At 35.0% G+C, this 14511-nt stretch carries 14 protein-coding genes; 4 read left to right on the plus strand and 10 right to left on the minus strand.

From position 1 onward, the window contains the following. Positions 1 to 81: 81 nt before the first annotated feature. From leuS to MKS83_RS10950, 4 genes are all read right to left on the minus strand, one after another. Positions 82 to 2895, minus strand: a complete 2814-nt coding sequence (gene leuS, locus MKS83_RS10935) for a leucine--tRNA ligase (RefSeq protein ID WP_240579727.1) — start codon at positions 2893 to 2895, stop codon at positions 82 to 84. Between the two features lie 68 nt (positions 2896 to 2963). After that, positions 2964 to 4595: a DUF1501 domain-containing protein gene (locus tag MKS83_RS10940; protein ID WP_240579728.1), complete on the minus strand. Its 1632-nt coding sequence runs from the start codon at positions 4593 to 4595 to the stop codon at positions 2964 to 2966. A gap of 5 nt (positions 4596 to 4600) precedes the next feature. Continuing rightward, positions 4601 to 6235, minus strand: coding sequence for a DUF1800 family protein (locus MKS83_RS10945; RefSeq protein WP_240579729.1), 1635 nt, complete (start codon positions 6233 to 6235; stop codon positions 4601 to 4603). A gap of 154 nt (positions 6236 to 6389) precedes the next feature. Beyond that, positions 6390 to 6857, minus strand: coding sequence for a lipocalin family protein (locus tag MKS83_RS10950; protein WP_100376845.1), 468 nt, complete (start codon positions 6855 to 6857; stop codon positions 6390 to 6392). Between the two features lie 147 nt (positions 6858 to 7004). On the opposite strand from MKS83_RS10950, the gene MKS83_RS10955 reads away from it, so the two are divergent. Together MKS83_RS10955 and MKS83_RS10960 are read left to right on the plus strand one after the other, a co-directional pair. Then, positions 7005 to 7757 carry a glycosyltransferase family 2 protein gene (locus MKS83_RS10955; RefSeq protein WP_240579730.1) on the plus strand — a complete coding sequence of 251 codons (753 nt, stop codon included), beginning with the start codon at positions 7005 to 7007 and terminating at the stop codon, positions 7755 to 7757. Then, a complete protein-coding gene (locus tag MKS83_RS10960) occupies positions 7757 to 8383 on the plus strand; it encodes a deoxyuridine 5'-triphosphate nucleotidohydrolase (protein ID WP_240579731.1) in 627 nt (208 codons plus the stop codon). Before MKS83_RS10955 ends, MKS83_RS10960 begins: the two co-directional genes overlap by 1 nt. Here MKS83_RS10960 and MKS83_RS10965 read toward each other — a convergent pair. The 5 genes from MKS83_RS10965 to MKS83_RS10985 form a co-directional block, all read right to left on the minus strand. Next, positions 8375 to 9613, minus strand: coding sequence for a 3-deoxy-D-manno-octulosonic acid transferase (locus tag MKS83_RS10965; RefSeq protein ID WP_240579732.1), 1239 nt, complete (start codon positions 9611 to 9613; stop codon positions 8375 to 8377). The two genes, MKS83_RS10960 and MKS83_RS10965, sit on opposite strands and share 9 nt — an antisense overlap. 10 nt (positions 9614 to 9623) lie before the next feature. Further along, positions 9624 to 9962 (minus strand): cupin domain-containing protein, encoded by a 339-nt coding sequence (locus MKS83_RS10970; RefSeq protein WP_240579733.1) that lies wholly within the window; start codon positions 9960 to 9962, stop codon positions 9624 to 9626. Next, positions 9959 to 10426, minus strand: a complete 468-nt coding sequence (locus MKS83_RS10975; RefSeq protein WP_240579734.1) for a DUF1648 domain-containing protein — start codon at positions 10424 to 10426, stop codon at positions 9959 to 9961. The genes MKS83_RS10970 and MKS83_RS10975 overlap by 4 nt, the downstream gene beginning before the upstream one ends. Positions 10427 to 10446: 20 nt before the next feature. Continuing rightward, positions 10447 to 11163, minus strand: coding sequence for a C40 family peptidase (locus MKS83_RS10980; RefSeq protein WP_240579735.1), 717 nt, complete (start codon positions 11161 to 11163; stop codon positions 10447 to 10449). Positions 11164 to 11255: 92 nt separating this feature from the next. Next, positions 11256 to 11903 carry an O-methyltransferase gene (locus MKS83_RS10985; RefSeq protein ID WP_240579736.1) on the minus strand — a complete coding sequence of 216 codons (648 nt, stop codon included), beginning with the start codon at positions 11901 to 11903 and terminating at the stop codon, positions 11256 to 11258. A gap of 155 nt (positions 11904 to 12058) precedes the next feature. Here MKS83_RS10985 and MKS83_RS10990 point away from each other — a divergent pair, with 155 nt between their 5' ends. Further along, positions 12059 to 12208 carry a hypothetical protein gene (locus MKS83_RS10990; protein ID WP_240579737.1) on the plus strand — a complete coding sequence of 50 codons (150 nt, stop codon included), beginning with the start codon at positions 12059 to 12061 and terminating at the stop codon, positions 12206 to 12208. Positions 12209 to 12261: 53 nt separating this feature from the next. Here the strand turns inward: MKS83_RS10990 and MKS83_RS10995 are convergent, their stop codons facing one another. After that, a complete protein-coding gene (locus MKS83_RS10995) occupies positions 12262 to 13095 on the minus strand; it encodes an OmpA family protein (RefSeq protein WP_100376853.1) in 834 nt (277 codons plus the stop codon). Between the two features lie 87 nt (positions 13096 to 13182). Here MKS83_RS10995 and tilS point away from each other — a divergent pair, with 87 nt between their 5' ends. Next, complete coding sequence (gene tilS, locus MKS83_RS11000; RefSeq protein ID WP_410679607.1) at positions 13183 to 14511, plus strand: tRNA lysidine(34) synthetase TilS; 1329 nt, start codon at positions 13183 to 13185, stop codon at positions 14509 to 14511.

Below are 14511 nucleotides of genomic sequence, written 5' to 3' on the forward strand. Positions count from 1 at the left end.
TTATTTCATTTTAAATAATATATTGAAAATTTAAAAAAATTACCTTACTTTTTTTTTTATTTTACCAATGTTAATTTTTTTTTAAATCACAACATTCACAATTTTGTGAGGTACTACAATGATTTTTTTAGGTGTTTTACCCTCCAATATCTGTACCATTTTTTCGTTCTGAAGCGCTGCTTCTTCAACTTCTTTTGCAGAAAGCTGAGCAGAAAGTGAAATTTTAAACTTCATTTTTCCATTCACACTTACCGGGTATTCAATTTCATCTTCTACCAGGTAATCCTCGTTCAATACAGGGAATTTCTCAAATTCGATCGACTCAGTATGACCTAATAAACTCCAAAGCTCTTCACAGATATGGGGAGCATAAGGCGAAATGATAACGGCTAAAGGTTGTAAAATATTGCGTTTGTTACATTTTATTTTTTGTAATTCATTGACGGCGATCATAAATGAAGATACAGACGTATTGAAAGAGAAGTTTTCAATATCGTAAACCACTTTCTTTATTAAAGTATGCAAAACTTTATATTCTGCTTTTGTAGGTTCTTCATCAGAAACTGCAAAAGTATCTCCGTCAAAATAAAGGTTCCAGAATTTTTTAAGGAAACCATAAACCCCGCTTAGTCCTTGTGTGTTCCAAGGCTTGGATTGTTCCAATGGACCTAAGAACATTTCATATAATCTTAAACCGTCTGCTCCATATTCTGCACAGATATCATCAGGATTTACAACGTTGTATTTTGATTTAGACATTTTTTCTACTTCACGACTTGTAATGTATTTTCCGTCTTCTAAAATAAATTCTGCATTTGCATAATCTGGTCTCCAAGCTTTGAACGCTTCGGTATCTAATTCGTCTGTTGTACCTTTTAATAAAGACACATCAACGTGGATTGCCTGAGTTGTGTAATCTTTTACCAAATTTTTAGATACATATTTATTAGTACCATCTATTCTATACACAAAAGCACTCATTCCCAAAATCATCCCCTGATTGATCAATTTCTGGAAAGGTTCATCATGATTAATAAATCCTCTGTCCTTTAAGAACATATTCCAGAAACGGGAATATAATAAGTGACCGGTTGCGTGCTCGCTACCTCCGATATATAAATCTACCTGTCCCCAATAATCTGCCAATTCTTTTTTAACAAAAACCTCATCATCATTTGGATCCATATACCTTAGGAAATACCATGAACTTCCTGCCCAACCCGGCATTGTAGATAACTCTAATGGAAAAACTGTTTTTTCGTCAATTAAATTCGTATTGACTACTTTTTGGTTCGCTTCGTCCCAGGCAAATGTTTTTGCATTTCCTAATGGAGGATCTCCGTCTTCAGTCGGCAAATATTTTTCCACTTCCGGAAGTTCCAGAGGCAATGCAGAAGTTGGCAACGTGTAAGGCATTCCATCCTTATAATATATAGGAACAGGTTCTCCCCAATATCTTTGTCTTGAGAAAATCGCATCACGCTGTCTGTAGTTTGTAGTTCCGTGACCGATTCCTTTGTTTTCGATTTCAGCAATTATTTTTGCTTTCGCATCATTATAATTAAGACCATTTAAGAAATCAGAATTTACACAAACCGAATCTTTAGAATCGAAAGAAGCTTCCTGAATATCTTCGTCCGTTTCTACAACTTTTTTAATTTCTAAATTAAATTTCTTTGCAAATCTGTGATCGCGCTCATCATGCGCAGGAACAGCCATTACAGCACCCGTTCCATACCCCATCAAAACATAATCCGAAATATAGACCGGCATTTTTTCTCCGCTAAACGAATTGATCGCATAACTTCCCGTGAAAGCACCTGAAACGTTTTTCACGTCAGCCATTCTGTCTCTTTCGGTTTTTTTGGAAGTTTCTTCAATATAAGCATCTACCTCAGCTTTTTGTTCGGCTGTAGTAATTGTTTCCACTAAAGGGTTTTCCGGAGCCAATACCATAAAAGTTGCTCCAAAGATGGTATCGGGTCTTGTTGTGAAAACCTCAACGATTTCGTCATGACCTTCAACATTGAATTTCACCTGTGCTCCCTGAGATTTTCCGATCCAGTATTCCTGAGAATCTTTCAACGGTTGAGGCCAGTCCAAAGTTTTTAAGCCTTGCAATAATCTTTCAGAGTAAGCAGAAATTCTCATGCTCCACTGCATCATTTTCTTTTGGAACACAGGAAAGCCTCCCCTTTCAGATTTTCCGTCTTTCACCTCATCGTTTGCTAAAACTGTTCCTAAAGCCGGACACCAGTTCACAGTCGTTTCTGCTCTGTAGGCTAAACGGTAATTTAAAAGGATGTCTTCCTTATCCATTGCAGAAGCTTCTTTCCATTCTTCTGCGGTGAAATTCAATTCATCGTTCTGATTGGCATTTAACCCTTCTGTTCCATTTTCTTCAAAACGTTTAATCAAAGAAGAGATAGATTCTGCTTTGTCTGTATCTTTATTATACCATGAATGGAACAATTCAATGAAAATCCACTGTGTCCATTTATAATAAGAAGCATCGGAAGTTCTTACTTCTCGGCTCCAGTCGAAGGAAAAACCGATTTTTCTTAACTGCTCTTCGTATCTTGTAATGTTTTGTTCAGTCGTAATCGCAGGATGTTGCCCTGTCTGAATGGCGTATTGTTCAGCAGGAAGTCCGAAACTGTCATAACCAACCGGGTGAAGTACATTAAATCCCTGATGTCTTTTATATCTCGCATAAATGTCGGAAGCAATATATCCAAGCGGATGACCTACGTGAAGTCCAGCTCCGGAAGGATACGGAAACATATCGAGAACATAAAATTTGGGTTTGTCTGTGTTATTGGAAGTTTTGTACGTTTGGTTGTCTTCCCAGTATTTCTGCCACTTTTTTTCTATCTGCTGATGATCGTAAAACATTCTATAATTTTATATAAAGCACAAATTTAAGTTTTTTTAAAAGAAAAAACTTAAATATTATTTTCATGTTATTTAGCAATGATAATCTTAGTTGTAAATTCTATCTCTGTAGTTTTAGCTCGTAACACATAATTACCATTAGGTAAATTCCCCACAAACAATTTTGCCTTTCCCTGATTAACACCATGTACATCCGAAAGCACTTCTCTTCCCGAAGCATCATAAAAAGCAAATACTGCATTTTCTCCGGATTTACCATTTCCGAAATCCACTTCCAAAAAGTCTTTTACCGGGTTTGGGTATACTTTAATCTTAGTTTTTGTCATTACCTCCTGCGTGCCCAAAGCAGCACATACCGCGGTAGCCGTACTGGATGCGGAAATTAAATTTATTTTGTTGACAGGTGTTACAAAATCCTGTAATTCTGCAGAAGCAATAAGCCCTGAATCTGCACCCAGCCAATCCTGTAAAAGAGAAGCGAATATCTGGCGGTAATCAAATCTTCTCTGATTCTGATTATAATAATAGCTCGTAGCATTCGTAAACAAAGGATGATCTCCCATGATACCGGAATTTAAACCATTCCCAACAATAAAGAACGGCGCCAGATCTCCATGGTCAGTTCCCAAACTGGCATTTTCTCTTACCTGTCTTCCAAATTCACTAAAGGTAACCGTCATAATCTTGTGTCCAATCCCTAAAGCTTCAACATCAGCCTGAAAAGCCTGAATTGAATTTGAAATATCCGCCAATAAATTAGCATGACTTCCCAATTGCGTACTTCCCGACTGAATCTGATTAACATGCGTATCAAAGCCTCCTAAATTCACTTGAAAAATTTTTGTCTTGCTTCCTCCTTTGATCAGTCTTGCTACCGTTTTCAATTGTTTTGCCAAAGTAGATGCAGGATAGGTTGTCGTAGAATTATTTCCGGCATTGAAAACCTGCATAACCCTATTGTAATAAGCATCCATACTGCTCGCAACATTTTTTATATAATCTAAGAGATCGTTATACTCCGACTGAGTAGGAATTACACTGACAAACAAATTGGTAAACAAAGAATTCTGAAAACCCGTGAGGTTATATTCTATATTTTTCTCTGTGATATGTTCATAAAATAAGCTTGGATTTAAATTTCCTAACTGTATTGCCAAAGGATCAGGGCTTTGTGTTGTAGGATTCCCTGCCAATCCGGGATATAAAGCACCTAAGTATCTTCCAAACATTCCGTCCAGCAGGTCAGGATTATTATTCGTACCGTCTTTCCCCGAAAACATTAAGTTTTCCGACCTGAAATGGGAATAATTAGGATTAGGGTAACCTACACCGTTCAATAAAGTTAATTTTCCCGAATCATAAAGAGATTTAAATCCCGTCATTGACGGATGCAGCCCAACCTGTTTCGTCATCGCAACCGTACTATCCAGAGGAATATATGCTCCCGTTCCTGTATTATTAATTTTAATATTAGGTCTTAAGTTCGCATATGTATCATATTGGTTGATTGGAATCACCGTGTTCAAGCCATCATTTGCTCCTGCCAATCTTAATATTACCAAAACACGTTCGTTCACAGGATCACAATTCACATTAAAATCCAGAAACTGATTCATGACACGGGAAGGCATTCCGTTAAGCAAAAAGGGAGCTCCAACTCCCGCCATAGAAATCAATTGTAAAAATTTTTTTCTGTCCATAATAATTACATTATTTGAAATTCAGGAGATTTAATAAGCGCTTTTACCAGGCGATCAATTGGAATCTTCACATTCGTTGCTGTTCCGGTAGTAAGATAATTATTCCATTCGTTTTGCCAGTTAATGACACTCAGACCATTAAGAAAAACATTTTTAAAATAATCAAGTCTTGCAGCAGGAGGAAAATCAACAAAAAGAAGTTCACAAAATTCCGAAACCAACTGTACAGCATCTGCAGGGTTTTGAAAATTACCACTATCTTTCACAAACAGAGGCAAATTAAGCTTATACAAAAATCCGTTTTGGGTAGTCCCGTTAATTAACATATCGATGGAATTATTATAGCGAATCCTTAAAGAAGAGGTGGTAATCCAGTTTTTATCATAATTAGGACTGCTGGAATAGGCAGCATATCCATTTACAGATTGCGGTCTGAAAACCGGCATTCCAGAGTTTTGAGCATAACTGGAAATTGTTGACAAAAAACTATGCAGCGAGCTGGGATTTGCAGAATATGAAGGTGTTGAAAGTTGAAGCAATGAAAACATATGAAAATACAATTCTAAGGGGCTTCTTACTAACGAACCAATAATTTGATCTCCTGCAATAGCATCTTCTTCATCATAAAAATGTTTACTGGACAACAATATTCTAAGCACCGGTAAAAAATTATATCCATTCGCCTTAAGTGTAGTGGCTAAAGGAACTATGATATTCGTTTCTATATCACTGGTGATATTTCTTCCCACAAAATAACGGTACATTCTTCTGCAATAAGCTTTAGCTGTCTCATCCTGATTAAAAACCATGGTAATAAAACTTTCAAACTCTGTCTGAATCGTACTTACAGTATTCGCTCCTGTAATTACCGTCCCTCCAAAAGCACTACTGAAAGTCTTATTTGTTATATCATGAGTAGCAACATCGATAAAACCTTGCGGTAACTGAGTAATAGGATCTACAGTATTCAGTCTTGCCGTTTTGTTGAGCTGAGTAGCTGATGTTAAAGTAAAGCCTGTTAAAACTTTCGCTGCCTGCTGAACATCTGCTTCCATATAATTGGTATAATTTCCTGTTCCGATCTGAGGACCTTTAAGAATAGTGAACAACTCTAAAAATTCTCGCGCATAATTTTGATTAGGGCTATTTTTCTTATTCACATTGTTATTAAGGTAAATAAGCATTCTTGGATTCAGGGTAACCCTTATTGCCAGATCTTTTAAACTCCCATTGGCATGAAATCTTAATAGTTCTTTATAGTCGAAATTGGTGAAAAAGCTTGCATCGTTATCCGTTACAAATAGCAAATGCAACCAATACACAATTTTATATTGTGCAGAAGGATCTTTCATTGCCTGATACATCCACCAGTAATTATCATAGACTACGGAATTTGAAGTATTTAAAGTATCAGTAATTGTAGGATTAGCCACTGTAGGCACTATGGTTTCAGCATTATTATTCAATGGACTGGGTGGTAAAGGAGCCGTAAAAGCAAACAGCTCATTCAGGGCCTGATCCGGAGTTTTTGCTGCAAAGTAATTGATCCTTGCCTTCGTGATGTTATAAGTAGTTCTTCTCAGCAGATGATAGGCATTAAAGAAACCTAAGGCAGATGTTTTCGGAGTTAAGCTTGGCATTAGAAAGATTTTGGTAAATCAAAGTTAACCAATTGTATTACATAACACTACAGCTTATTAAACAAAATTATTAATTATTTAATAATTCTTTTATACAAAAGAGAAAATCCCATCGTAAGACGGGATTATTTATATTAAAAATAGAAATAACAAATTATTGAGGAATTCTCTTCATAGTATACGTTACTGAATAATATTTATTAGGATCCGTTTTATCTTCAATCGTAAGATTTAATGTAGTGTCATTAAGAAGGGTTACTTTTCCTTTCTCCGGCTCAACTGTCCCCACATATTTTATTTGAATACTTTTATCTTCATTATAAATATAGGTAAACATACGGTCCGGAGATACAATACATTGTCCCGGATTTGCCGAATCATCATCACTATCTTTTCTTTTACCTGTAGAACCTTCATTAAAAACCCATCTTGAGGCTTTTTCACAATCAGTATAACTAATCTCATCTGAAACCCCAGCTCCCGAAGCTTGAATGGTTGTTCTTACTTCCTTAATTGGAGACCATGTCCCAACCAGCGGATATACTTGTTCAGTATTATCATCTTTACAAGCTGAGATAGACAATAATGATAAACCTGCAAATAGCAATGCTAATTTCTTCATATATCAATTTTTTCAAGGCCTAAAATTATGATTTTTTTTAAAAACTTCATCATTTTTTTTAGCTTTCGTAATTTAATTTTCAAATTATTAAAAATAACGTTGCCGGAAGCTTATATTTTAAGCCTTATATTTGTATAAAAACATTCAATGCCTTTAGTTTCTATCATTACTCCCTGCTATAATTCTTCTCGGTTCCTGAAAGAAACCATTGCATCCGTAATGAATCAAACATTCACAGACTGGGAATGGCTGATAACAGACGACTGTTCTTCGGATCATTCTGTTGAAATTATAAAAAGCATACAGGATCCTAGAATAAAACTTATTCTTTCTGAAGAAAACAGAGGAGCGGGACACGCAAGAAACAGATCATTAGAAAAAGCATCGGGAAGATATATCACCTTTTTAGATGCTGATGACTTCTGGGAACCTGAATTCCTTAACGAAATGCTTAGTTTCATGCAAAAAGAACGGGCAGAAATTGCCTATTCAAACTACGCAAGATGTAATGAAGAACTTATTCCTCAACTTGAGGACTTTAAGGCAGACAAAGAAGTTACCTTTCAGAATCTTTTAAAAACCTGCCGTCTTTCTCTGCTCTCTTCCATGTACGACTCGCAACGGGTCGGAAAGGAATATTTTCCGGAAGGAAGTAAACGTGAAGACCATGTGATGTGGCTGAATCTGCTAAAAAAAATACCTGCAGGAAAACCACTTCCTAAAACCATGTCCAAATACAGAATGCATTCCAAGAGTATCTCCAGAAAAAAACAAAATATTGTGAAAGACCAGTATCTTGTTTATAAAGATTATATGAAGTTCTCCACCATAAAATCTTTGTACTATACTGTCAATTGGGCAATTAACGGGTTTCTTAAATACTCTAAAATTTTCAACTGATGGAATATTCAAAAGAATTCAAAGCTGCCATAAGCAATTTTTCTTCTGTGGAAAAAGACCGATTAATTTTCAGGCTGCTGAAAAAAGACAAACTGCTTTCAAAAAAATTATATTTTGAGCTTATTGATCCTGAAAACACAGATCAGAAAAGAACACAGATGGAGGAAAACATCCGTGAAAAGCTCATGTTTTTAAATAAGTATTTATCAAATCATAAATACTATCTGATGCATATCCGAAAAATAAGCAGCGAAATTACAGAACATGTAAAGGTAACGACAGATAAATACGGAGAGGTTTCCCTGAATCTTTTTCTGGTAAATGAAATTTTAGAAAACAATGACCAACTCAATAATCAGCGATTTGACAATGTATATAAACTCTACCTCTATCTTATTAATAAAATTATCAAAAGTTTCATCTTAACTAAAAAATTAGATGTAGATTATTGGATGGAAATCGATGAATGTTTAAAAGAAGCAAGGCATAAAATAGCCGACAATCACTATCTGAAAAAACTGTGTGAAAACAATGGGGTAAATCTTAATTGGTTTGCTACAGAGAAAATCCCGGCAAACATTGACCAGATCGTAAAAGAGCTTAAAACACAGGGATTTTTACGCTGATATTATTTTCTTTATAATCAATTCAGTGGAGTTTGGTTTCTCTGTAACAAAATTCTCAGCGTGACCGGACATTTCTTTTAAAATCTCTTCGTTAGCCACCAGTGAAAGGACAAATTGTGCGGCTACATTTTCACTTTCAAATGATTTGCCTCCGTTTGCTTTAACCAGATCATCCGCTTCAGGATTTTTTTGGTAATGATTTCCGAAAATTACAGGAATACCAAATGTGGCAGCTTCTAAAATATTATGAAGCCCCGCATCATGAAAACCTCCTCCAACAACTGCAATATCTGCATAAGAATACAATTTGGAAAGCAAGCCGATACTGTCAATAATAAGGATTTGAATATCCGAAATTTCAGATTTCTGAATATTTTGAACCTGGCTATAAAGAATCGACTCCGGAAAAATCTGCTTTAAATGATGAACTCTCTTTAAATCGTGTGGAGCAATAATAAGTTTTATTTCATTGTTTTTGGCAACCAGCATTTCAGCTATTCTCTCTTCGGCACTCCATGAACTTCCAAAAACTACCGCTTTTTCTCCTGCTATAAAATCTGCTATATAATCTACATGGTTGTTTCTTTCCCGAAGCTGCTTCACTCTGTCGAACCTAGTATCTCCGGTTATGGAAGAATTCACAAGACCTATGCTTTTTGCCAAAAGATATGAATGCTGGGTTTGGTGGAAAAACCAGTCTACATTGTTTTTAAGCTGTTTTACAAACCATTTTCCATAGCTTGTAAAAAAAGACTGTCTCTCATAAAACAATGCGGAAATTACATACGTCTTTACATCTTTTGATTTAAGCTCAGCCAGTAAATTATACCAGAAATCGTACTTGACCGTAAAAAATAGTTTAACATTAAAAGCTGATACAAAATCTTTTACAATTTTCTTTTTATCAAACGGCAGATAACAAATAACATCAGCAATATGTTTTTTCTTAAATACATTTTCATATCCGGAAGGAGAAAAAAAGGTCACTAAAATCTTACGTTCCGGAAATTCTTTTTTTAATCGCTCCAAAACGGGTAGTCCTTGCTCGTATTCACCTAAACTGGCAGCATGCATCCATATAACCTCATCGGATTCACTGAAAGCCTCTTTTACTTTTTGTAAAGATTCTCTTCTCCCTTCAACGCCTTTTTTAGTTTTATCATTAAACCATGAAAAAACTTTCATCCCGAAAATGAGCAAATTGATAAATATGTTATAGAAAAAAGACATTGAATATATTTTAAACTTCTGTTCTATCGTTATTCGTAGAAGGAGTTGAAATTACCAAAAATCCCACATCTTCTTGCGATTCGTTAGAAATATAATGCTCTGATTTTGGTAAAATGGTTATACTTTCTCCTGTTTTTACAAACAATTTCTCGTCACCAATATAGAAAACAGCTTCCCCTTTCAAAACATAAAAAAACTGCTCCGCATCTTTATGAAAATGTCGTTTTTCCGCTGTTCCGGGAGGCATTATTTCCTGTTTTACGGAAAGTCCCGGAGTATCTTTCAGAATCCAGCTATCACAGCTGTTCCCCCAAATATAATGTGTCGAATTGTTTTTAGATTGTATCATTTGAAAATACCTACAAAAACAAATAAAATAATTAAACTTCCAATCACCGAAAAGATTGCTGAAACCATCGGAACCCGCGGTTTTGCGTTCTCGTCAAAAGAATATCGGAACATATAGTCCTGACTATTCAGAAAAAGCAAAGTAATAAGTGTAAATATCCATCTGATGAAAATTTCCATGATCATAAATTGTGCATCCTCGTTTTCTGCTGTAATTTTTACAGGATAATTGGCAGATTCCGGAGATCTTACAATAAAAGCAAACAAAAAATAAAGCACTGTTAAAACAACCGGCATCAAAAAAGAATATTTTTTGTTTCCAAAACCATCTGCCTTTCCGTCAAAATCAAAGTGAATCGGAATAGTCTGCGGTAAGGTTTTATAATTTTTTATAGTAAACCACCACAAGAAAACAAGCAATCCGAAATTGAAAACGTCAAAGATCATAAAAAGTGTATTTTCCATTTCAAGATTGGATTTCAGTACTACAAAATACTTTTAATGACTCTCAATTTATGAGTATGCTTATTAAGCTCTTTATTGAAAATACCTGTAGAATCTAAGGTATCTATCCTCACCTTTCCTGAAGCATGAATAATTTTTTGAGAATCCAGCATAATTCCTACGTGAATAATTTTTCCTTCAGGATTTTCAAAAAAGGCTAAATCTCCCGGCCTGCTTTCTTCCACAAAGCTAAGCGCTTCTCCTACTTCAGCCTGTTGATAAGTATCTCTCGGCAGCTTTATGTTGTGGACTTTGTAAACCAATTGGGTAAAACCCGAGCAGTCTACAGCAAAAAAGCTTTTGCCTCCCCACAAATAAGGAACATTAAGGAATTCTTTAGCCGTTAAAGCAATACTTTCCCGAACATCATGACTTCTGCGTGACGCCACAACAGGAAATTCAACTTCTGATCCCATAGACAATAAGGTTTTCCCATCATTCATAAGAACAGAAGAGAAGTCTTCGGTAACTACCGTTACCTTTCTTTTCGCAAAATCTTCGTCAGAAATCGGCCTAATCTGTTTTGTATCGATCCAGCCTTCGTAGTCATCATAATGCATTTTTATTTTGGTCCAGTTTTTATTCACTTCCAAAATATCTGCACTTTCTCCGAAAAGTATTTCTGTAACAATCTCTGCTTTATCTGAACCTTCGGCACGAACGGGTGCTACGGTAACAACACAAATTCCTTTATCCATTTATATTTTGATTAAAAGATTCAAGAATTAAAAATTAAAAAATTAGCGCTCTCTAATTTTTTAATAATTTAATCTTTTAATAGTTTAGTTAATTATTTTCTACGAAGTAAATTTACCCCATCACGCAAAGGTAAAATAAGATTCTCAAAATCTTCATCATTTGCAGCCAAATCATTCAGTTCTTTGATAACCTGAGTTGATTTCTGCTTAGGATTTTCTTCTAAAACCTTTCCGTACCACAATACATTATCAAACATTACCACAGAGCCTGATTTTGTCTTAGGCTTTATCAGGCGAAAATATTCTGCATAGTTTTCTTTATCGGCATCAATAAAGACCAGATCGAAAATTTCATCAGTTTCTTTTAAAAATTCCTTCGCGTCCTGAAGCTTAAAATCTATCTGACCGGAATATTCGCTTTCTGTAAAATATTTCCTGGGCAAATAAGCTAAATCCTCATTTACATCCAATGTTGTAATTTTCCCGTCTTTCGCTAAGCCTGCGGTTAAACAAAGTGTAGCATAGCCTGTAAAAGTCCCGATTTCAAGAATGTTTTTCGGCTGCATCATTTGAGATATTATAGTCAACAGTCTTCCTTGCTGATATCCGGAAATCATATGAGGCTGTGTTGTTTTCTGAAAGGTTTCCCTTCTCAGTTTTCTCAGGATTTCGGGCTCAGAAGAAGCGTGTGTTTCTAAATATCTGTCCATCTCAGGATTCGTCTCTTCGAAAAAACTCATTTTATTTTTTTAATGATTCAAATTTAACTAAAAAAATTTTAGCCTTTATCATTAGAAACAGTAAAATACACGATGTAAAATTCCGTAAAAACACGGATGTTTTTCAGAGAAACTAAACAGTACTTTTGCAGAGAAGGTAAAAACACACAATCAAAATGAATACCGGAGAAAATCAAATCAAGAAGGCTGAGGAATCAAAAGCACGCATCATCACAATGAATGCGTCAAAAAAAACTAAACCCGAAATATCCAATTCATTTTTACAGCGAATTATTTCATTATTGAAAAAAGAAGACGTAGTTTAAGTAACAAAAAAACTCCCGAATATTTCGGGAGTTTTTATTTATATTATCAGAAATTATTTCTTTGGAGCAATATCCATCAGCTTCATAAACTCATCTAGCTTAGGCATAATGATAATTTCAGTTCTTCTGTTTTCCGCTCTTCCGGAAACACTCATATTAGTCGCTTTAGGGTTGTATTCAGAACGCCCACCTGCTGTAATCCTTGCCGGATCAACACCAAACTGAGTCTGTAAGATTTTAGCAACCGCAGTTCCTCTCAACGCAGAAAGATCCCAGTTATCTCTTGGTAAATTAGCAGAGCTTAATGGAGCATTATCCGTATTACCTTCAATCAATACTGAATATTTATCATAATCGTTGATCACTTTAGCTACTTTACCTAAGACTTCCTGAGCTGCAGGAAGGATATTATAATCTCCTGTTTTATACAACATCTTGTCGGAAAGGGAAATCATTACGACACCTTTCAATACTTTTACCTGTACATCATCATCTGCTACATTATCAAGAGATCTTTTTAATTTGTTTGACAATGCTAAATTTAAACTGTCATTTTTAGCATTGCTAGAAATTAACTGTTTGATATAAGAGTTAGAAGCATTGATCTCTCCTACCAATTTATCAATATTTGCTGAGCTCTTACCTGTATTGGACAGACAAGCATCCAAAGATGATTTTAAAGCATCATGCTGACTTTTCAGCAAATTATTTTCTCCTGACAAAGCAGAATTTTGAGACTTTAAATCCTGAATCTCACGTTGTCTTTCTCCAATATTTTCAATACATTGTTTGTAATTGGAACTCAAAGCTTCATACTGCTTTTTACTAACGCAAGATGTCAATCCCAACACCATTGCAGAAACTGCTAAAATTTTAAAAATCTTCATAAATAATCATTTTTAGACGAGTCAAAGGTAGGAAAATTGAATTGAATTATAAGGATTATCTTTGCCTAAAAGAAATCCCCAAGTTAAATTTTGAAAAAACCGGACTTAAAAAAAGAATTAGAAAATCTTGTTAATCTACCCCAAAATCACACTTATCTTCTGGCAGTGAGCGGAGGTGTTGACTCTATGGTTTTAGCACACCTGTTCAATCAGTTGCGAGATTCAGGTTTTGAGTTCCAGATTGCTCATATCAACTATCATCTCCGGGGCGAAGACTCTAATCTTGACCAGAAAGTCGTTTCTGACTTTTGCCAAAAGAACCTCATTAAATTTCATGTATATGACGTTTCAGAGAAAGATCAAAAACCGCAAAATTCTATTCAGCTCTGGGCCAGAGAATTGAGATATAACTTTTTTAAAAAGATTCAACAAAAGGAAAATCTGGATTTTCTGGTTACCGCTCATCACCTGAATGATCAGCTGGAAACTTTTATTATTAATCTTTCCAAAGCGGCAGGAATTAACGGACTGAGCGGAATTCCTTCGAATGAAAATAATATTCTCCGGCCTCTTTTACATTTCACAAAAGAAGAGATCTATGAATTTGCAAAAGAAAACAATATTGAGTACCGCGAAGACCTTTCTAATAAAAAAAGTGATTATTTAAGAAATAAAATCCGCCTGGAAATCACGCCTAAATTACTAGAGACCAACGATCATTTTTTAGAGAATTTCAAAAAAAGTATTACTTATTTAAATCAGACAAAAGATTTTGTCCAGGAACAGATCAGAGCAATAGAAGAAAGTCTGACGATATTTAACAATAACCATAAAATTATATCAAAAGACAAACTCAGTCTGCAAAGTGATTTTGTAAAGTTTGAGATTTTAAAAAAATATGGTTTTGATTCAGAAGAAATTCCTAAAGTTTTTACCGCTGAAAACGGAAGTTCTTTTTTTTCAAAAAACCATCAATTGATTGTTACCCGCGACGAATTAATCTTAAAACAAAAAACAGAAGACCAAAATGCTCCATTGGATGAAGAAATTCTCCTGATAGAAAAATTTGACTTTTCCCAAAACCAAATGATCATTAATCTCGAAGATGTTATTGAAGAGATTGAAGAAATCAATAAAAACATCGGATGGGAGTTTGATGCCGAAAAACTACACTTCCCATTGCGATTGCGAAGACAAAAAGACGGTGACGAATTTTATCCTGCCGGATTTTTGGGGAAAAAGAAAGTTTCTAAGTTTTTTAGGGACGAAAAATTATCTATTTTAGCGAGGCAAAAAATTTGGGTTCTTGTAGATGGAGAAAATTCTATCCTTGGAATTATCCCTTTGAGACAAGACCGACGAAATGCAAAGGATGAGAATACCCATAAAATTCTCAAAATTATTAATGAAAAGTAA

This window comes from Chryseobacterium sp. Y16C (assembly GCF_022488405.1).
Classification (GTDB): Bacteria; Bacteroidota; Bacteroidia; order Flavobacteriales; family Weeksellaceae; genus Chryseobacterium; species Chryseobacterium geocarposphaerae.